Annotated in this window: 20 protein-coding genes and 1 pseudogene; 5 read left to right on the top strand and 16 right to left on the bottom strand. The window is 67.2% G+C overall.

The window, feature by feature from the left end:
* Window positions 1–7 precede the first annotated feature (7 nt).
* On the bottom strand, window positions 8–760 hold the full coding sequence (locus UCD39_RS04000; RefSeq protein WP_330494795.1) for an SDR family oxidoreductase: 753 nt from the start codon (window positions 758–760) through the stop codon (window positions 8–10).
* Between the two features lie 178 nt (window positions 761–938).
* Here UCD39_RS04000 and UCD39_RS03995 point away from each other — a divergent pair, with 178 nt between their 5' ends.
* The gene (locus tag UCD39_RS03995) at window positions 939–1,805 is read left to right on the top strand and encodes a LysR family transcriptional regulator (RefSeq protein WP_442943557.1); all 867 of its coding nucleotides are present in this window, start codon (window positions 939–941) and stop codon (window positions 1,803–1,805) included.
* Here UCD39_RS03995 and UCD39_RS28430 read toward each other — a convergent pair.
* From UCD39_RS28430 to UCD39_RS03970, 4 genes and pseudogenes are all read right to left on the bottom strand, one after another.
* Window positions 1,795–2,750, bottom strand: a pseudogene (locus UCD39_RS28430) (NAD-dependent epimerase/dehydratase family protein). The gene UCD39_RS03995 and the pseudogene UCD39_RS28430 overlap by 11 nt on opposite strands.
* Before the next feature lie 74 nt (window positions 2,751–2,824).
* A complete protein-coding gene (locus UCD39_RS03980; protein ID WP_330494791.1) occupies window positions 2,825–3,178 on the bottom strand; it encodes a hypothetical protein in 354 nt (117 codons plus the stop codon).
* A gap of 232 nt (window positions 3,179–3,410) precedes the next feature.
* Window positions 3,411–4,781 (bottom strand): MFS transporter, encoded by a 1,371-nt coding sequence (locus UCD39_RS03975; RefSeq protein ID WP_330494790.1) that lies wholly within the window; start codon window positions 4,779–4,781, stop codon window positions 3,411–3,413.
* Between the two features lie 7 nt (window positions 4,782–4,788).
* Window positions 4,789–5,484 (bottom strand): PadR family transcriptional regulator, encoded by a 696-nt coding sequence (locus UCD39_RS03970; RefSeq protein ID WP_330494789.1) that lies wholly within the window; start codon window positions 5,482–5,484, stop codon window positions 4,789–4,791.
* A gap of 120 nt (window positions 5,485–5,604) precedes the next feature.
* Between UCD39_RS03970 and UCD39_RS03965 the strand changes: the two genes are divergently transcribed.
* The gene (locus UCD39_RS03965; RefSeq protein ID WP_330494788.1) at window positions 5,605–5,952 is read left to right on the top strand and encodes a winged helix-turn-helix domain-containing protein; all 348 of its coding nucleotides are present in this window, start codon (window positions 5,605–5,607) and stop codon (window positions 5,950–5,952) included.
* Here UCD39_RS03965 and modC read toward each other — a convergent pair.
* Genes modC through modA form a run of 3 tightly spaced genes read right to left on the bottom strand, consistent with a single transcriptional unit; the run spans window position 5,949 to window position 8,575 of the window.
* Window positions 5,949–7,049, bottom strand: coding sequence for a molybdenum ABC transporter ATP-binding protein (gene modC / locus UCD39_RS03960; protein WP_330494787.1), 1,101 nt, complete (start codon window positions 7,047–7,049; stop codon window positions 5,949–5,951). The genes UCD39_RS03965 and modC overlap by 4 nt on opposite strands.
* The gene (gene modB / locus UCD39_RS03955; RefSeq protein WP_330494786.1) at window positions 7,049–7,750 is read right to left on the bottom strand and encodes a molybdate ABC transporter permease subunit; all 702 of its coding nucleotides are present in this window, start codon (window positions 7,748–7,750) and stop codon (window positions 7,049–7,051) included. Before modB ends, modC begins: the two co-directional genes overlap by 1 nt.
* A gap of 24 nt (window positions 7,751–7,774) precedes the next feature.
* Window positions 7,775–8,575: a molybdate ABC transporter substrate-binding protein gene (modA, locus tag UCD39_RS03950; RefSeq protein WP_330494785.1), complete on the bottom strand. Its 801-nt coding sequence runs from the start codon at window positions 8,573–8,575 to the stop codon at window positions 7,775–7,777.
* 266 nt (window positions 8,576–8,841) lie between these two features.
* Between modA and UCD39_RS03945 the strand changes: the two genes are divergently transcribed.
* Both UCD39_RS03945 and UCD39_RS03940 read left to right on the top strand, forming a co-directional pair.
* A complete protein-coding gene (locus UCD39_RS03945; RefSeq protein WP_330494784.1) occupies window positions 8,842–9,216 on the top strand; it encodes a hypothetical protein in 375 nt (124 codons plus the stop codon).
* A gap of 104 nt (window positions 9,217–9,320) precedes the next feature.
* The gene (locus UCD39_RS03940) at window positions 9,321–9,803 is read left to right on the top strand and encodes a glutathione peroxidase (protein WP_330494783.1); all 483 of its coding nucleotides are present in this window, start codon (window positions 9,321–9,323) and stop codon (window positions 9,801–9,803) included.
* Here the strand turns inward: UCD39_RS03940 and UCD39_RS03935 are convergent.
* The 8 genes from UCD39_RS03935 to UCD39_RS03900 form a co-directional block, all read right to left on the bottom strand.
* Window positions 9,800–10,381, bottom strand: a complete 582-nt coding sequence (locus UCD39_RS03935) for a GNAT family N-acetyltransferase (protein ID WP_330494782.1) — start codon at window positions 10,379–10,381, stop codon at window positions 9,800–9,802. The genes UCD39_RS03940 and UCD39_RS03935 overlap by 4 nt on opposite strands.
* Window positions 10,382–10,449: 68 nt before the next feature.
* Window positions 10,450–10,878: a hypothetical protein gene (locus UCD39_RS03930; RefSeq protein ID WP_330494781.1), complete on the bottom strand. Its 429-nt coding sequence runs from the start codon at window positions 10,876–10,878 to the stop codon at window positions 10,450–10,452.
* Between the two features lie 82 nt (window positions 10,879–10,960).
* Window positions 10,961–12,373: a short-chain fatty acid transporter gene (locus UCD39_RS03925; protein WP_330494780.1), complete on the bottom strand. Its 1,413-nt coding sequence runs from the start codon at window positions 12,371–12,373 to the stop codon at window positions 10,961–10,963.
* Window positions 12,374–12,462: 89 nt separating this feature from the next.
* A complete protein-coding gene (locus UCD39_RS03920) occupies window positions 12,463–13,038 on the bottom strand; it encodes an RDD family protein (protein WP_330494779.1) in 576 nt (191 codons plus the stop codon).
* A 537-nt stretch (window positions 13,039–13,575) separates the two neighbouring features.
* Window positions 13,576–14,622: an aspartyl protease family protein gene (locus UCD39_RS03915; protein ID WP_330494778.1), complete on the bottom strand. Its 1,047-nt coding sequence runs from the start codon at window positions 14,620–14,622 to the stop codon at window positions 13,576–13,578.
* A 180-nt stretch (window positions 14,623–14,802) separates the two neighbouring features.
* Complete coding sequence (locus UCD39_RS03910) at window positions 14,803–15,876, bottom strand: aspartyl protease family protein (RefSeq protein WP_330494777.1); 1,074 nt, start codon at window positions 15,874–15,876, stop codon at window positions 14,803–14,805.
* Between the two features lie 230 nt (window positions 15,877–16,106).
* Entirely contained in the window at window positions 16,107–17,183 is a 1,077-nt protein-coding gene (locus UCD39_RS03905) for an aspartyl protease family protein (protein ID WP_330494776.1), read from the bottom strand.
* Between the two features lie 426 nt (window positions 17,184–17,609).
* Window positions 17,610–18,293, bottom strand: a complete 684-nt coding sequence (locus UCD39_RS03900) for a Crp/Fnr family transcriptional regulator (protein WP_330494775.1) — start codon at window positions 18,291–18,293, stop codon at window positions 17,610–17,612.
* A 107-nt stretch (window positions 18,294–18,400) separates the two neighbouring features.
* Between UCD39_RS03900 and UCD39_RS03895 the strand changes: the two genes are divergently transcribed.
* Window positions 18,401–19,189 carry a class II aldolase/adducin family protein gene (locus UCD39_RS03895; RefSeq protein ID WP_330494774.1) on the top strand — a complete coding sequence of 263 codons (789 nt, stop codon included), beginning with the start codon at window positions 18,401–18,403 and terminating at the stop codon, window positions 19,187–19,189.
* Window positions 19,190–19,194: the final 5 nt, after the last annotated feature.

The raw sequence follows: 19,194 nt of genomic DNA, 5'->3' as shown, positions 1-19,194 counted from the left end.
GCGGATTTCAGATGATGCCGCCGTTGGCGCGCAGCACTTGCCCGTTGATCCAGGTGCCGTCCGGGCCCACCAGGAACGCGACGGCGGCGGCGATGTCCTCGGGCTGTCCCAACCGCTCCAGCGGGGCCTGCTTGGCCAGGCGGTCCACCACCTCCTGCGGCTTACCGTCCAGGAACAGGTCGGTGGCGGTGGGCCCCGGGGCGATGGCGTTCACCGTGATGGACCGCCCACGCATCTCCCGCGCCATGACGATGGTCAGGGCCTCCACCGCCGCCTTGGTGGCTGCGTACACGCCGTACGTGGGCGGGTACAGCCCCACGATGCTGGAGGAGAAATTGACGATCCGGCCGCCGTCGCGCAGGCGCTGCGCCGCCTCCCGCAGGGTGTTGAAGGTGCCCTTCAGGTTGACATCGACCAGCTTGTCGAAGGTGTCGTCACCCATGTCGCCGATGGCCCCCAGGGGCATGATGCCGGCGTTGTTCACCAGGATGTCGATGCCGCCGAACGCGGCCTCCACCCGGTCGAACATGGTCTTCACCGCTGCGGCGTCGGCCACATCCGCCTGTACGGTCAGGGCCCGTCCGCCCGCCGCCTCGATCGTCGCGGCCACGGCATCGGCGGCGGCGGCATTGCCTGCGTAGTTGACGATGACGGTGTGGCCGTCGCGACCCAGCCGTTGGGCGATGGCGGCGCCGATGCCGCGGGACGCGCCGGTTACCAGCGCGATCCTCGGGGCGGTCTTGGTGGTCGTCGTGGTCATGGTGTGATCCTTTTCTTCGCCAGGGGCCTCTGCCGGGACCTCCCCGTTGCGGGGGCGCCCGTGGTGGTGATGAAGAAAAGGTGCCCACTCAGAGTTCCTTGGATAAACAGCCCGTTTTTGGCATTACTAGACAAGTTCCATCAACAATCCGCCGGGCATCATGGACCGCTTCGACGCCATGCGCGTTTTCACCCGTATCGTCGAGCGGCGCAGCTTTACCGCGGCGGCGGAGGATCTGGGCATGCCCCGCGCCACCGTGACCCACACCCTGCAGCAGTTGGAGGGGCGACTGGGCACGCGGCTGCTGAACCGCACCACCCGGCATGTCAGCCCCACGCTGGACGGCGAAGCCTACTACCACCGCTGCCTGCGCCTGTTGGCCGACATGGAGGAGGCGGAGGGCGCCTTCCGCGCCACCGATCCAAAGGGGCTGCTGCGGGTTGATGTGCACGGCACGCTGGCGCGCCACTTCCTGTTCCCCGCCCTGCCAGACCTCCTGGCCCGCCACCCGGGCCTGGAGCTGAGCATCAGCGAGGGCGATCGCCTGGTCGACCTGGTGCGGGAGGGGGTGGATTGCGTGCTGCGGGTGGGCGAACCGCGCGACAGCGCCCTCATCGGGCGCCGGGTGGCCTTGCTGCCCCAGGCCACGGTGGCCAGTCCGGCCTATCTGGAACGCTTCGGCATACCAGCGACGCTTGCGGCGCTGGAGGGCCACCAGGCGGTGAACTTCGTGTCCTCCTCCACCGGCCGGCCTTATCCCTTCGAATTCACGGTGGGGGAGGAAACGCGGCGCCTGACCCTGCCCGGACGGATCAGCGTCACCGGCGCCGACAGCTTCACCGCCGCGGCGCGCCTGGGGTTGGGCCTGATCCAGGTGCCGCGCTATCATCTGGCGGCGGACCTGGCGGCAGGCACCATGGTGGAGGTCCTGCCCCTGTATCCCCCGCCCGCCCTGCCGGTATCGGTGCTCTATCCGCAGAACCGGCAGTTGTCGCCGCGGGTGCGGGTGTTTGTGGACTGGGTCGCGGCGCTGTTCAGGGCGTAGGCCGGACGCCGCGCAGGTGAGCGCCCACCGTGCGGGCCAGGGCGTCGTCCTGGGTCAGCGGCGGCTGCCAGTCGAAGGCCGCACGGAAGGCGGCGTCATCGATCTCCAGCGACCCGGTCAGCCGATCGACGATGCCAGCCAGGCGGGGCAGGCGGCCAGCCAGGCGCCAGATGGCCGGCGGCAAGGTGACCAGCCAGGGGCGCTTGCCGGCCGCGGCGGCCAGGCGCGTCACCAGCTGGCTTGTGGACAGGGCCGGCTGGTCGGCGACCAGGAAGGTGCCGGTCACGTCCGGCCGCTCCACCGCGCGGGTGATGGCGTCGGTCAGGCTGTCCAGGCTGATCAGGCTGCGCCGGTTGCCGATGCCGCCCAGGGGCAGCACGGGCCAGTCCGTTGCCAGGCGCAGCAACGCCGCCATGTTGGCCTTGACGCCCGGCCCGTGCACCAGGGGCGGACGCAGGATGGCCAGTGACAGGGCGCCGTCCGGCGGGCATAGCGCCAGCAACGCCTGCTCCGCCGCGCGCTTGGAATCGCCGTAGGCGTCCTCGGGCCGGGCCGGGTCCCGTTCCGTCAGGGGGCGGCCGGGGGGCTGTGGTCGCCCTGGGCCTTCACGCTGCTGAGATAGACCAGGCGGCGCAGTCCCGCCGCTTGCGCCGCCTCCGCCAGCCGTACGGTGGCGGTGACGTTCAGGGCCTGCAGCGCCGTCGGCGTGACATGGCGCTGATGCGCCAGGCCCGCCAGGTGGATCAAGGCTTCCGCGCCTGCCAGCACCGGGGCCCAATTCACGGGGCCGGCGATGTCACCCACCGGCGCCGCCATCACGCCAGCCGGCAGGGGGGCGTCGGGTGTACGCACCACGGCCACGACCTCGTGGCCACCCGCCCGCAGGCGGGGCAGCAGGGCGCGGCCCACGAATCCGGTGGCCCCGGTCACCACGATCTTGGCCATGTCCGCCTTCCCGATCCCCGTCTCTTCCGGCGCCTCAATGACACGGACGCGCCCCGTACGGCAACCGGATACGGTCAATGCAGGTTCGCGGCGGTGGCGATCTTGTGGCGGACGCGGCCGGTCGCGGCCGCCAGGGCGGTCGCGCGCTGCAGCAGCCAGCCCCGCAACTCCACCGGTTGGCGCTGCAGGATGGCCTCCACCGCCAGGGCGTCGGCCGCGGTGAGATCGGTGTCGGCGTTCAGCAGCAATTCCGCCAGCGCGCGACAGTCGGCGGTTTGGGCCGCCGTTCCGGTGTGGAACAGGTGGCGCATGCGGGCGGCGGCACCATCCGGGTCCTGGCCATACGGCAGGCCCCCGCCCGGTAGGGTGTGGGGTTGGGCCTCGCACGGGGGCTTCGGCTCGATCTCGGGGATGTCTGGTGGCGTCATCGGGCCGTTCCTTCGGAGGGGAAGTGGTCGGTCGGGACTACGCGTGATTCGTTGGCGCCCCGCCAGCCCTCTTCGGGGCTGTTGACCGGCCTTTCATGCGATGGGCCTGAGGGTGGGGGACGGGATGTTGAACGCCGTCACCCTACCATCCGGGCGCCCCCGTCGGGAGGCTGCCAAACGGAGAGGGTCGTTCGGGCTAGCCCCCCTATTTTGACAGGCGGACACCAGGCGGTCAGACCGCCGATGGGGTTTCCAACGGCGTCTCTGCCGGCGCGGTGGCGGGCGGGGTGCGGGGCGGCAGGGCGATGGCCCGCAGCGACCGGGACGTCAGGCCCAGGCTGACGATGCCCCACAGGGCCAGCCCGCTGCCCAGGAACATGATCTGCGGCGGCACATAGCGCATCAGCCAGCCGCACAGGGCGGAGGACAGGGGCGCCAGGCTCATGACGATGAACATGAACAGACTCATGCCCCGCCCCAGCATGGCGGGCGGGATGCGGCGCTGGATCCAGGTGAAGACGCCGATCTGGATGAAGCCGGCCAGGCAGCCCGCGGCCCCCATCAGCAAGGCGGCTTGCCAGGTGTGCCGGGCCAACCCCATGGGCATGAACACCAGTGCCAACAGCGTGTCCACCAGCAGGATGGTGGCGCCCAGCGTGCGCAGGCGGAAGGACGGCCGGGCGCCGGACACCATCATGCCCACCAGGGTGCCCACGCCATGCAGACCCATCATCAGGCCGTAGCCATCGGCCCCATCGCCCAGCCGGTCGCGGGCGAAGACCGGCAGCACCGCCTGCATCGGCCCGCCGATGAAGAAGGTGGTGGCGGAGAAGTAGAGGCAGAGGGCCCGCAGCTCCGGGTCGTTCCAGAAGTGGCGGATGCCATCGCCGATGGATCGGAAGACCGTGCCCAGCCGTTCCACCCGTGCCGGCTGGCCATCCCCCGGCAGGGTCAGCATCCGCACCCGGTAAAGCGTGACGGCGGAGATGACAAACGTGGCGCAGTCCACCAGGAACGCGGTGCCCAGGCCGGCCAGATCGCCGGCCGCCTGTGCCCCGGCGGCGGCCCTTCCGCTGCCGCCCACCACCGCGATCAGGCCACCGGCCATCAGCGGTCCCAGCAGCAGGGTGGCCTGGCGCAGGCCCATCAGCATGCCGTTGGCCGCCTGCAACTGGTCGCCCGGCACCACACGGGGCAGGATGGTGGTGCCGGCCGGTATGCTGAAGGCGCTGGCCAAGCCTATGCTGAAGGCGACGACACACAGGATGGGCACCGTCAGGGTGCCGGTCAGCACCCCGATGCCCAGTCCGCCCAGCAGCACCGCGTTCACATATTTGGTCAACAGCAGCACGCTGCGGGCCGGATAGCGATCCACCAGCGCGCCCCCCACCAGCAGGAACACGGCGCGCGGCAGGCTGATCAGACCCAGCACCACCCCCATGGTCAGCGTGTCGTTGGTGACGGCCAGCACCAGCCAGGGCATGGCCAGCAGGCTGAACTGGTCGCCCAGCATGGAAATGACGCCGCCGCTCATCAGCCACAGGAAGTTGCTGTTGCGCATCAGGGAGTTCGGCGGGCGCTTGGGTTTGGCTTCGCGGCGCATGCGGGCCTCACGGGGATGGGGGTGGAGCGGGCTTGGACGCCCTGCGGGACCGTCTGGGCCGCGTGGCCTTGGCGGCGGGCGGCGGGGGCAACTGCTGGTATTCGGGCGGAAGAGTGACCTGGCCGGTGGGAAACAGCCCCATGCGGCGGGCGGCGTCATAATCGGGCGGGCGGATGTCGCCCGTCTCCAGCGTCTCCACCAGCTTGGCCAGCCAGGTGTTCTCCGTCTCCAGATGCGCCAGGCCGTTTTCCAGGATGGCCCGCATGCCGGTGGAATGGATGGGCGCCATGTAATCCGCCAGGGCCTTAAGGGGCGCGTAATAGCCGCGCTGCGCCTCCAGCCGCTGGCGGAGGGCCGCCGCCACTGTGGCTGGGTCGGTATGGTGCAGGAACATCAGCGCGGGATAGAGCGGATGATAGCGGGGTGTCAGGTCGGCCAGCCGTTCCGCCATCAGGGCGTGGAACCGGGCGCGGCCGGCGGTCGTCAGGCCATAGGTGGTGCGTTCGCCACCCCGGGCCACCGCCTCCACCCCCTTGGCCTCGATCAGCCCGTCCCGGGCCAGGCTGCGCACGGCGTAGTACAGCGTGCCCACGTCCACGTCGATGTAATGGTCGACATGGGCCGCTGTTAGCCGCCGCTTGATTTCATAGGGGTGCAGGTCGCCGCCGTGCAGCACGCCCAGGATGAGGAGTTCCGCTTTCATAGTTTAATCAAACTAATATAGTTGAATTAAACTATCAACCCGCTTCGGTCGAGCTTTTACGGGCGGGGCCCCCGCATGCCTCTTGCGGGCGGGCCCGCCCCGCGATTCAATGCGCGGGCCATGAACCGTCTCACCCTCCGCATCGATTTCGGTGACCAAGGCGCCGTCGGCCCCGGCAAGATCCGTCTGCTGGAGGCCATCGCCGAGCACCGCTCCATCTCCGCCGCCGGGCGGGCCATGGGCATGTCCTATCGCCGCGCCTGGCAACTGGTGGATGCCCTCAACCAGACGTTCGCCCAGCCCTCCGTCACCACCCAGGTGGGCGGTGGCGGTGGCGGCGGTGCCGCGCTGACGGAGTTTGGCCAGGAACTGGTGGCGGCCTATCGCGCCATGGAGAAGGCGGCCACGGCGGCCACGGCGGACATCCGGGCCGGCCTGGCCGCCCGCCTGCGGGCCCCGGCCGATTAGCTTCCCTGGTCCAAGGCCACGGCCTTGACGATGGCCCACAGCGATTGTCCGGGGGTGATGGCCAGCGCGCTTGCGCTGGTTCGGGTGACGCGGGCCAGAAGGGGGGCGCCCCCGCAGTCCAGCCGCACCACCCGGCTGCCGTCGGCATCCTCCCGCACGTCGTCCACCACACCCGGCAGGACGTTCAGGGCCGACAACCCCTGTGGCGGCCGGTCGGACAGCAGCACGTCACGCGCGGGAATGCGCAATCGGGTACGGGCGCCGGGCACCAGGTGCCCCGGCCCGTGGGGGACCAGGATACGGCCGGCAGGGGTGTCCAAGGCGAATAGCCCATCCCCGCCCTCGTGGCTCACCACGGCGTCCAGCAGCGCCCCCGCCTCCGCCCCGCCCGTCAGGTCCATCAGGTCGGGGCGGGACCAGAGGGTGGAGGGCGCACCCAAGGCGCGGACGCGGCCCTGGTCCATCATCACCACCGTGGTGGCCAGGCGTGCCACCTCCGCCACCGCATGGGTGACGTACAGGATGGGCAGGCCGGCATGGTCGCGCAGCCGCTCCAGATAAGGCAGGATCTCGGCCTTGCGCGCCTCATCCAGTGCGGCCAGGGGCTCATCCATCAGCAGGATGCGCGGCAGCGCCAGCAGGGCGCGGCCCAGGGCCACGCGCGCCTTCTCCCCGCCCGACAGCGCAGCGGGCCGCCGGTTCAGCAGATGCGTGATGCCCAGCAGGTCAGCCACCGACTCGCAAGTGGGCGACTCCGCCGTCAGATGCCGGCGCGCGAACCAGCGGCCGTACAACAGGTTCTGCCGCACCGTCAGGTGGGGCAACAGCCGCGCCTCCTGGAACACATAGCCGACGCGCCGACGGTGGGACGGCAGCCACAGGCCCGCGGCCGTGTCCACGAGGGGCACCCCGCCCACGGTGATCCGGCCCCGGTCCGGCCGCTTCAGGCCCGCCACCAGGTCAATCAGGGTGCTTTTGCCCGACCCGGACGGACCAAACAGCACGGTCAGGCCCGGGCCGGCGCTGATCTTGGCGTCAACTTGGAATGTCCCCTGGCGCAGGGCGATGTCCAGGTCCAGCGCCGCGGCTTGGGCCATCACGACACCCCGCCCAGGCGCCGCCCGACTTTGCGTGCCAGCGCTTCCGACAGCAGCAACGCCATCAGTGACAGCGCCACCGACACCGCCACCAGCCGTAGGGCCCCGGCGTCACCGCCGGGGGACTGGGTGTAGGTGTAGATGGCGCCCGACAGGGTTTGGGTACGGCCGGGGATGTTGGAGACGAAGGTGATGGTGGCGCCGAATTCCCCCAGCGCCTTGGCGAAGGCCAGCACCGCCCCCGCCAGCACGCCGGGCAGCATCAGGGGCAGGGTCACGGTGGCGAACACCCACAGCGGCGGTGCGCCCAGCGTGCCGGCCGCTTGCTCCAGCTTCGTGTCCACCGCCTCGATGGACAGGCGGATGGCCCGCACCATGAGGGGAAAGCCCATCACCCCCGCCGCCAGGGCCGCCCCCGTCCAGTTGAAGGCGAAGACGATGCCCAGGCTGGACAGGGGCTTGCCCAACCACCCCTGCCGGCCCATCAGCAGCAGCAGGCCATAGCCGGTCACCACCGGCGGCAGGATCAGGGGCAGGTGGATGACGCCGTTCAGCAGGTCGCGGCCCCAGAACCGGCCGCGCGCCAGCGCCAGCGCCACGGCGATGCCGGGGGGCAGCGCCGCCAGGGTGGCCCAGATGGCCACCTTCAGGCTGAGCTGGATGGCGGCCACCTCATCCGGGCCGAAGCCAAGGTCGATCATGTAGGCTCGTTGCTCAGCAGAGGGTCACTTCGCCGAGAGTACGGTGAAACCCTGTGCCTCGAACAGGGGGCGCGCCTTGGCGCTGGCCAGGAACTCCAGGAAGGCCTGCGCCTGGGGACTGGTGCTGTCCTTAACCAGGGCGATCGGGTAGAGGATGGGCGCGTGGCTGTCGGCCGGGAAGGTGGCGACGATGCGCACGCCCGGTTCCGCCACGGCATCGGTGGCGTAGACGATGCCCAGCGGCGCCTCGCCCCGCGCCACCAGGGCCAGGGCGGCGCGCACGTTTTCGGCCGGGGCCAGCCGGTCCTGCACCTTGTCCCAGGCGCCCAGCTTCTGCAGCGCGGCCTTGGCGTATTTGCCGGCGGGCACGGCGGCCGGGTCGCCCACGGCCAGGCGGCCGCCTTTCTGCGCGGCGTCCAGCGCCTGGTCCAGGGCGACGCCCGGCTTGATCTCGACGGCGGCTTTGCTGTCGGCGGCTGCGACCAGCACCAGGCGGTTGCCCAGCAGGTCGCGGCGGGTGGCGGGCTGGACCAGGCCCTTGCCGGCCAGATAGTCCATCCAGTCCTCATCGGCCGAGATGAAGATGTCGGCGGGCGCGCCCGCCTCGATCTGCTTGGCGAGGGCGGAACTGGCCGCGTACGTCACGGTGGCCTTGGCCCCGCCGCTGGCGACATAGGCGGCGTTGGCGGCATCCAATGCATTCTTCAGGCTGGCCGCCGCGAAGACCAGAGGGCCCGCCGATTGCGCCCGACCGGGGGCGGCCCCCACCGCCACCGCCGAAATCAGGACCGCGGCCAGCACCAGCCGATTTAAAAACCTACCCATGTTCCTGCCCCCTTGCGCTTAATCCGAACGCTATATCTAGAGGAATATAGCGTGTAGCGCCGTCCGCCGCCATGGGAACCGGTGCCACGACCGCATCACGGCCGATCCGCCAACGGCATGGGGGGAAAAGACAGTCGCGGTATTTACGGGCGGACCGCATGCCCTCTTGTCGCTGGCGACCGGATGGGCGCGCGCGCCACCTTGGTTCCTGTCCGCATGCGGGGGCTTTCCCCGCGCCTGTGCCACGCCTTTTGGGGGATGTCGCCATGACCAGCATTTCGTCGACCACCGGCACCAACATGACGGTTTCGCTCACCTCGCTGCTGCAAAGCGGCGGGTCCACCGCCAGCAGCGCGTCCTCGGCATCGTCGTCTTCATCGTCGACCGACAGCAGCAGCTCCGCCAGCGGCAGCTCCTCCACGAAGACCGTGACCAGCACGGTCACCACCACCGCCTCCGACGGGTCGACCACCACCACCGTCACCTATTCCGACGGCTCCACGACCGTGACCACCACCCCGGCCACCCAGTCGGCCAGTCAATCCACGGGCGGCAGCCAATCCGGCGCCGGCAATGATGGCGGTGCCAGCGATAGCGCCAGTCAGGGCTCGCAGATCAGCTCGCTCAACATGCTGGTGTAATCAAATTACATTGCGTACAATCGAATTAATCCTGTAGCCTCGGGATCGAATAGGATCCCGGGGGCGGCAGCCCTACGGGACGTCTGGTCTGGATGGGGGGCAACATGGCCACGGTTTACGACTACACGGTTCGGGACGCCGCCGGCGCCCCGGTGGATATGGCGGCCTACAAGGGCAAGGTCGTGCTGGTGGTCAATGTCGCCAGCAAGTGCGGCTTCACCCCACAGTACAAGGGGCTTGAGGCCCTCTATCGCAAGTACAAGGACCAGGGCCTGGTTATCCTGGGCTTCCCCTGCAACCAGTTCGGCCAGCAGGAACCGGGCGACGCGCAGGAAATCCAAAGCTTCTGTTCCCTGACCTACGACGTCACTTTCCCGGTGTTGGCCAAGGTCGAGGTCAACGGCCCCGGCGCGGAACCGTTTTATGAGCACCTGAAAGCCCGCGCCCGCGGCTTCCTGGGCAGCAAGTCCATCAAGTGGAATTTCACCAAGTTCCTGGTAGGCAAGGATGGCAAGGTGAAGCGCTACCCCCCGCTGGCCAAGCCCGAGCAACTGGAAAAGGCCATCCAGGCGGCGCTGGCGGCCTAACCCGCCTCTTCCCTGTACTCATCGGCCAGCAGGCCCATGACCAGGCTGTCGTGCCAGTGGCCCATCAGGGAAAAGGTCTGCCGCTCGCGTCCCTCGATGCGGAAGCCCAGCGTCTCATAGCAATGGATGGCGCGGGTGTTGATGGTCAGGACCCGCAGGCCGATGCGGTGCAGGCCCAGGGGGCCGAAGGCGTAGGGGAACAGCAGGCGCATCGCGCGCATGCCCAGGCCCCGGTCCAGCACGGCCGGGTCCAGCAAGCCGATGCCCAGGCTGGCGGTGCGCAGGCCAGGAGCCAGCGCCTCGTTCACCCCGCCCAGGCGGACGCTGCCCACCATGCGATCGGGCAAGGGGCCGCTCGCTCCTCCGGCGCCGGGCTCCGGCAGGGCGATGGCCCAGGTGTAGGGAAACTTGAGCTGGTCCGCCATCCATGCCTCGGCATCCGCCAAGGCATAGGGCGGGTTCCCGCCACTGCCATCCCAGCCCATCAGGCGGTGGATTTCCGCGTCCCTTCCCAGAGCGAGGCGCGCGACGCAGTCGTTGCCGCGCAACGGCCGCAGGATGACGCCGCCGTCGCTCAAGGTAGGGAGAATGGGGGGGCGGGAATCACCGCCGCATCGGTCATGATGGCATCGCCGCCTAGGGGTCGTCAGGACTCGATCTTGATCTGGTCTGGATCGGACACCACGATGTGGGTCTGGTAATAGAACTTGTCGGTGCGCTCCCCCTTCTGGTTCAGGTACCAGATGGTCACGCGCCGCGCCTCCCCCAGGACGATGATGCGATGACCCTTGAAGGTGGCATCGGCATCCTGGCCGTACGCCTGCTTGAACGCCGGCAGGGCGCTGGGCAGGATCTCGATCGTCAGGGTGCGCGGGTCCCGATAATCCTCCTGGGAGTTCAGGAAGATACGGCCGTTCTGCCGCCCCGTCGCCACCACGTCCAGGATGTACGTGTCGGACCAGACGTCGGGCGCGACGGTGGCCGCGTAATGGACCGCGTCCTCCGTCGTCAGGGGCTGGGTGGCACACCCCGCCAGCAGGGCGGAACCGAGGACGAGAAGGGCGGCGGTTTTCATGGGCGAACCTTTTGGCCAGGTTGAGGCGCCGGCAGGATAGATCAAGCCGGCGCCCGTCTTCAATTTCGGGCGTGGCGCCCCGTCAGGCCGCCGGTGCCAGCAGCCACAACAGGAACAACACCAAAGGTAGGTGGAACAGTAGCTGCGTAAAGCTGAAGCCCACGATGTCCTTGGCCTTCAGGCCCAGCACGCCCAGCAAGGGCAGCATCCAGAACGGGTTGATCAGGTTGGGCAGGGCCTCGGCCGCGTTGTAGATTTGCACGGCCCAGCCCTTGTGGGCGTTCACGTCGATGGCGGCCTGCATGACATAGGGCGCCTCGATGATCCATTTGCCGCCGCCCGATGGCACCAGAAAGCCCAGCACGGCGGAATAGACGCCGATGACCACGGGGAAGGTGCCGCCGTTGGCCAGGCTGACGAACAGGTGCGCCAGATGGTGGGAAATGGATTGTCCATCCGCCCCCGGCACCTGGGTCAGCAACTGGGCGATGGCGCCGTAGAAGGGGAACTGGATCAGGACGCCGGCCGTGCTGGGCACGGCCTTGGATACCGCGTTCAGAAAGCCGCGCAGCCGGCCGTGCAGCAGCAGACCCAGCATGACGAAGAAGAAATTGTAGGTGTTGAGGTTGGAGATGACAGCCAGCGCCGGCTTGTTCTGGAATTCATGCACCAGGAATCCGGCGCCCAGCGCCACGATGACCAGCGGCAGCAGGGGGGTCAGTTCCAGCCAGTCGCCGGGGCGCGCGACGGCGCTCTTTTCAGGGATCGCCTCGGTCACGTCGATGCCCAGGTCGGCGGCGGTCCGAGCCTGCGCATCGCCAGGGGCCGAGTAATAGGCGATGGCCACGGAGGCCAGCAGGATCACCAGCCCCATCGCCATGGATTGCCACAGGAAGATGGTCTGGCTGAGGGGGATGACGCCGGTGATGTCAGCCACCGCTTTGGGCAGGCTGGCGGGATTGGCTTGCAACATGGCGGCGGATGAGCTGAGGCCCAGGGCCCAGGTGGCGCCCAGGCCCAGATAGGCGGCGGCCCCCGCCGCGCGGTAATCCACGCGGATGTCCCGCCGCCGCGCCAGCGCCCGCACCAGCAGGGCGCCCAGCACCAGGCTTAGGGCATAGTTCAGGTAGGATGCCGCCATGCTGACGAAGGCGGTGAAGGCCACCGCCCCCCGGCCCGTGGCCGGGACGCGCGCCAGCCACTCGATCAGCCGCAGCACCGGGGGCGAACTGGCCACGACATAGCCGGTGATCACCACCATGGACATCTGGATGGTGAAGGGAATCAGCGACCAGAAGCCATCGCCCATGCCGGTGGCAATGGCTGCCACCGGCGCGCCCGTCGCTAGGTTGCCCGCCGCCACGATGATCACCCCCAGCACGACGAACACGAAGGCGTCGGGGAACCACTTTTCCGCCCAGCGGGTGAACGCGATGGCGCTGCGCGCCAACAGCCCACCATCCGCTCCGGCATCCACCATCTTGTTGATTGCCATTCACGTTTCCTCCACGCGGATCTTCCCGCCGCGTCATCAACCTTAACGGTGGGCGCGGGGAAAACCAGCGGGAAGGTGGGGCTTCGGGCTTAAACCGACTCGTCAGGGCGGTGGAACACCCGGGTGCCGCAGATGCGATCGTGGCCGGCGGTTTTCTGGTCGGTGAAGGCCACCATCAGGTAATTGACCAGGATGGCCACGCAGACGATCAGGGCCACGCCGCCGTACAGCAGCGGCGACGCCTTGCCCAACGGTTGCAGCAGCACCAGGGGCAGGCTGATCAATTCCTGCACGCCGATGCGCGCGAAGGCCAAGGCGGGGCTGACGGGCGCGCCATCGGGCCTGCCCACCACCAGGTTCATGAAGCGCTTGCCCGGTGTCGCCCGCATCCGGCTGGCGACGAACAGGGTATGATAACCAAGGTATAGGGCGATGTTCACAAACACCGCCGTTGGCGGCGTCAGCGCGGCGAGGTCAATGGTGTCAGGTGGCGGGGGCGCCAGGGGATAGCCGAAGAGTACGGCCAGGGTCAGCGACAGGACAAACAGGATCAGGCCGTCGATGATTGCGGCCAGGGCCCGGCGCCAAAAACCGCCATAAGTCCATCCTGCAGGAATGGCCGTGTCGGTGACGGTGAAGGCGGCTTCGGTCGTTTCGACGCTCATGAGCCCTCGATATCGTGTGAATGGGGGTGGGGACCCTTAAGGACATAGATCCCGCACCTATAAGGACAATGCCGCCACAACATGTGTCACCGCCTGAAATGAGGCGGGGCCCGGGAGGGCAGCGGCAATGTCCGTAATATTATCTCTATTAAAACGCCGTTTACATTAAAAAAGGGTGCTCTGCCGAATTAATGGGCCGTTCATCCCAAGTAAACGACGCTGTGATTATTGTGGGATAACGCTTATCACCCTGGGGTCGACAGGGCAAGAGGGGTGACATGATAGTTTGTTGACTGAGCGCTGACCCGTGACAGGTTTTGACAGTTTGTGCATCCCTTCGGATTTGCTGGGAGTCAAAGTTCAATTTTTGATTGGGCTTTCTCGCCGCCCGGTCACATTTGCCGGCGGGGCGATGGGGCGGCCGTCCTTGCGGGAACCATCCCCATTGCCTCCAAAAGCCCGGCGAGTCGGTGTCGCGCGCGGATGGGGGCCGTCGGTTCCCAACCATTGGCCATGGGATGGGAATGATCTGCGTGTTTAGGGGTGCTTGTCGGTGTCCGTCACGGTGGCCGATGGCGCGGCCGGGGACGCGTCATCGGCCAAGGGCGCCGGCTGCGGGGCCACCCGGCGCAGCCGCGGGCCGGTCACCTGGAAGATGGGCCCGCCGACATAGCTGAAGTATACTTTGCGCTGGCTGTGGGCGACGAACATGCGGTGCGCCCTCAGGAAATCCAGGCCCAGCAGCATCTCCGGTATTTCCCTCCCGCCGTGGCTGAACAATTCGCCAAAGCGCAGGCGCACGTGCCTGATTTGCTCATCCCCCAATTCGAAGCTGTCGAACACGCCGATGTAGTCGTCGACCGCGTCGTTGCCGATGCCATGTGACGTGCCGCTGCGGGTGACACCGGGGCTGTCCTTGGTGACACCCGCCTTTTCCGCCGCGCGCTCGGTCATCACCGAGGTATAGGCCCCGGTGTCCAGGGCGGCGCGCAGTTCCGTGCCGTTCACCTTCACCGTCAGCCAAATCTTGGGATTGGTCTCGCTGGATCGGCCGATATCGGCCTCATTGTACGCTCCGCCCCAATAGGCGAGCACGACGTCGTCGCAATCCTTGGGCTTGAACAGTTTCACCCGGCTATGGGCGATGTCCAGGTCAAGGTCGAACCGGGACAGGAAGCTCTCGCCCAACAGGCCCACGACGTTGGGGGGACCAATGTCATGGTTGCCCGCCACAGGGAAATCCAGGTTATGGGTCGTCCACAGGCCCAGAGAGAAATCCTTGATCCTGGCGACGTCGACGCTGACCCGCCCCCCGACGCCATCGACATACAGGTTGGGCACCCAGTGATGGGTGAGGTTCAGGCGGGCGGCGGCGGGCGTGGTCAGCATGCCCATGGCGGCACCCGTGTCCATCAGCAGATAGACCTTCTGCGCGTTCACCTCGACCGGCACCAGGGGCGCGTTGCCGTCCATGACCAGGTCCAGCGTGCCGACCGAGAGCAACTGGCATTTCGAGGATTCGGCCGCCGCACCCGGCAGGGCCAGGAGCATCCCGACGATGACGCCGGCCACGCGTCCCGGCATCCCACTCCAAAGCGTCATCCCCAGATCCCGCTTTCGTTTTCGGCGCCCCAGCGCCGCGTCCTTCGGCGTGTCTCACGTCTGGGTCCAGAAACACAAGCAAGTGTTGTGGCCTTTTTGTCGCAGGGTGGGGCCGCATATCGGCATCCCCACCCCCGCAAGGCCAAGGGACAGGCGCCCCTGTTACTTTTTGCCGTCCGCCTGGGCGTCTTTGGATGCGTCTTCAGCGCCCGGCTCGGGGGTTTCCCGGCGCAGGCGGGGCCCCATGACCTGGAAGACCGGTCCGCCGACATAGGAGAAGTAAATCTTGTGCTGGCTGTGGGAGATGAACATGCGATGCGCGCGCAGGAAGTCCAGGCCCAGCAGCATCTCCGGGTTCAAGCCGCTGAGGCCGAACATTTCCCCGAACCGCAAGCGGACATGCTTGATCTCCTCATCCCCCAAGCGGAAAGTGTCGAAAACCCCGACATAGTCGTCCACCTCGTCATCGCCCACACCGCTGCTCTTCCCGGCATGTTTCACACCGGGGCTTTCCGGTGTCAGCCCCGCCCGCGCCGCCGCGCGCTCGGTCAATATCGAGGTGGAGGCGCCGGTATCCAAAATGGCGCGGACTTCCTTTCCGTTGATGACGACGTTCAGCGTTATGACCGGATCGTCTTTTGAGAAGCGGTCCATGTCGACTTCGTTGAAGTCCCCACCCCAGTAAGCCAGGGTGGTGTCTTCGCAATTCCGGGGTTGAAACAGCGTGACCTTGTTATGGGCGATGTCGATGTCCAGGTCGAACTTCGCCAGGAAATTTTCACCCAGGACGCCGAAGATATTCTGATTGTCGGACAGGTCATGGTTTGACCCGACTGGGAAATCCATATGGTGGACGGTCCAGTCGCCCAGCCGCAAATCGTCAATCCGCGCTTCCTGGACGTTGATAAGCCCGCCCACACCCTCCATGTGAAGGCCCGGAACCAACCGCGGGCGCAATTCAAGACGCTGCGCCGCTGGCTTGGTGATCATGCCGTAGGCGGCGCCCGTATCCATCATTAGGTACCCGTCATGGCCGTTCACCGACACGTCCAGCAAGGGCATGTTGGAGTCCATGGTCAGACTGAAGGTGCCAACATGCAGCAACTGGCATCTCTGCTTATCCTCCCCCGCCTGGGCGCGGCCATGCGGGCCCGGCGCGGCACAGGCCAGGGGCAGACTCAACAGGGCCCCCACAATGTGGCGGAAGGCGCGACGGCGATACGTCGTCATGATCATGCGTCTCTCTGCTTTGAAGGCCGACGGCTGCCGGACACCATGAAAGGCCGTGGTTTTAGAACGAATTGCTTTGGAGCGTGAATCCGATTGCTGAACAATGACTTGGAGCCGAGCGTGTTTCCGGTTAAACGCGGTCGGCTCTCGTTGCGCTTGAACCTTGATGGCTTGGGTCCGGCCTGTGCCTGATGACCACGCGTCAAGCTGCGGCCCGGCCCATCCAGCGTATGCGATTACTTTTTTTCTTCTGATTGATCGGCCGGCGGCGTGCCCTCCGCCGCAGGCTCCGGCTGGGAGGACTCGCGGCGCAGGCGAGGGCCCATGACCTGGAAGACCGGTCCGCCGACATAGGAGAAGTAAATCTTACGCTGGCCGTGGGAGATGAACATGTGGTGGGCGCGCAGGAAGTCCAAGCCCAGCAGCATCTCCGGCATGTCGCGCCCGCCATGGCTGAACAGTTCGCCAAAGCGCAGCCGGACATGCTTGATCTCCTCATCCCCCAGGCGGAAGCTGTCGAAGACGCCGACATAGTCCTGTACCAGATCGTCGCCTATGCCCACCGACTTACCAGTACGCGTTACGCCCGGACTTTCCGGGGTCAGCCCCGCCCGGGCCGCCGCCCGTTCGGTCAAGATCGAGGTGGACGCGCCGGTGTCCAGGATGGCCCGGATTTCCTCACCATTGATCTGGACCTTCAGCCAGATCTTCGGATTTTCTCTCGAGAATCGGCTGAATTCCGCTTCGTTAAAAGTGTCAGTCCAGTAGGCTAAGGCAAAATCCTCACAGTCCTTGGGCTGAAAAAGCCCCACATTATTATGGGCGATATCAATATCCAGATCGAATTTTGATAGGAAATTCTCCCCCATCACGCCGAATATCTTCTCATTATCCGACAGGTCATGGTTGGTGAAGACCGGATAGTCAACATGGTGGGCCTTCCAATCGCCCAGACGCAATTCATCGAGCCTGGCTTCCTCAACGCTGACCCGGCCTCCGACACCTTCCATATAAATTCCAGGGACCCAATGGCCGGACAGATTCAGCCTTTTCGCCGCTGGCTTTGTGATCGTGCCGAAGGTGGCGCCAGTGTCCATTATCAGGTAGCCGTCCTGGCCATTCACGCCCACATCCAGCAAGGGCATGTTGGCATCCATGGTCAGGGCAAGGGTTCCGACGCGCAGCAACTGGCACTTCGGCTTGTCCTCCCCCGCCCATGCACGGCCGTGGGGCCCAGGCGCGGCGCAGGCCAGGGTCAGGCTCAACAGTGCCCCCGCAAGGCGGCGGAAGGCGCGACGGCGATGCGTCGTCATAGTCATGCGTCTCTCTGATTTGAAGGCCGCGAACCGGCTGATCCGTAGGGTCGGGAGTGACGGTTCCAGGTGGGCCCCCGGCTGGGAGCCCATGTTGAGGACCTAGGTGGGGAGGGCCCAGCGGCCAAGCCGAACTCGGCCTTAACGACGGCAACGATCCGGCAGACGGCCGCCGCGTCAATGAAGTCCGTCGGCGGGCGGGTTGGCGCCGGCGCAATGCATACGGCCCGACACCCCCCGGCGTCGAAACCATGCCGATCCCCAACCGGGACCGGGTTCCCCATCGTCACAGTCCGATATCCCCAAGGCCGTCACACCACGCGCGGCCATTGCATGAACAATGCCATGACCCTCTCGGGTTGTGAAAGGTGGTAGATGCCGATTTGCAAATAGCGGCCGCGCCAGGGCTGGGACTTATTGCCTCACCTAACCCTCAAAACCCTCCAGGGCTGCCAGGTCCCGCACCTCGATGCCGCCATATCCCCGGCGCACCAGACCGGCCGCCTCCAGCCGGCCCAGCGCCCGGTTGGCCGTCTGGCGGCTGAGGCCCAACATGCCGGCCAGATCCTCCTGCGATAAGGGCAGCAGCACCGGCCCGTTTCCCGCATCCTCTTCCAGCCGGCAGAGCAGGGCCAGCAGGCGGGCGGTGCGCTGGGGGGTGGGCAGGGCCAGCACCTCGCCCAGGTAATGGGTGGCCTGGCGCAGGTGGCGGCTGAGGATGCCGGCGAAGTTGGCCCAGCGGCGGGGATCGGCCTCCACGATGCGCGCGAAGGCCTCGCCCGGCAGATGCAGAACCAGGCTGTCGCCCTTGGCCACCGCCGTCTGCCCCCGGGGCAGGCCATCGACCATGGACACCTCGCCGAACCAGTGGCCGGGCCCGGCATGCAGGATCACCACCTCCCGCCCGTCCTCCTGCACGGTGGCCAGGCGCATGCGGCCCATGACCAGGGCGTACAGCCCATCCGGCGCGTCGCCGCCACGATAGACCGCCTGGCTGTCGGCGTAGGCCCGCAGGCGTCCCCGCGCCAGAATCTCGGCGCGCAGGTCCGCCGGCTGCTCCGCCAGCCATCCCCGCCCCTCCAGCACCTGGGCTGCCGCCCGTTTGTCCATTTGGCCGCTCCTCCCGTGCAGTCGGGCAAGATTGTCAAATCCGCGACATTCTTGGAAGCCGTCCGGGCGTAGGCTGTGTCCATCATAAAAACACTGGGAGGATCGCCATGTTCGACACTGCGCCCACGCTGGCCCCCGCCGACCAGCCGCCAATACGCGACCGCGTCTCACCCGAGGAGTGGCGGTCGCGCGTCGATCTGGCGGCGGCGTATCGCCTGGTCGCCCTGTTCGGTTGGGACGATCTGGTGTTCACCCATATCTCGGCCCGGGTACCGGGGCCGGAACACCATTTCCTCATCAACCCCTACGGCATGCTGTTCGAGGAGATCACGGCCAGCAGCCTGGTGAAGGTGGACATGGACGGCAAGGTGGTGCTGGACACCGGCTTCCCCGTGAATCCCGCCGGCTTCACCATCCATTCCGCCGTGCATCAGGTGCGGGAGGATGCGGGTTGCGTGCTTCACCTGCACACCGCCGACGGCACGGCGGTGTCGACGCTGGAGGAGGGGCTGCTGCCCCTGAACCAGACGGCGCAGTTGGTGATCGACGACCTGGCCTATCATGACTACGAAGGGGTAGCGTTCGAGCATGACGAGCGGCCGCGCCTGCAGCGCGACCTGGGTGCCAAGAACACCATGCTGTTGCGCAACCACGGCACCCTGACCGTGGGCCGCACGGTGGCGGAGGCGTTCACCCGCATGTACTTCCTGGAACGGTCCTGCACCATGCAGGTGCGCACCCTGACCATGGGGCGGCCGCTCTACCCCGCCGCCCAGGGGGCGATCGAGCGCAACATCCAGATCAGCCGCATGGGGGTGTCCCAGGCGGCCAACCTGCTGGTCTGGCCGGCCCTGCTGCGCCGCCTGGCGCGGCAGATGCCGGGGTATCAAGACTGATAAAC

The sequence above is a fragment of the Nitrospirillum karajorum genome, from assembly GCF_036348415.1.
Classification (GTDB): domain Bacteria; phylum Pseudomonadota; class Alphaproteobacteria; order Azospirillales; family Azospirillaceae; genus Nitrospirillum; species Nitrospirillum amazonense_B.
The sequence above is the reverse complement of the archived record's forward strand: the minus strand, read 5'-3'. Positions and strand labels throughout refer to the sequence as shown.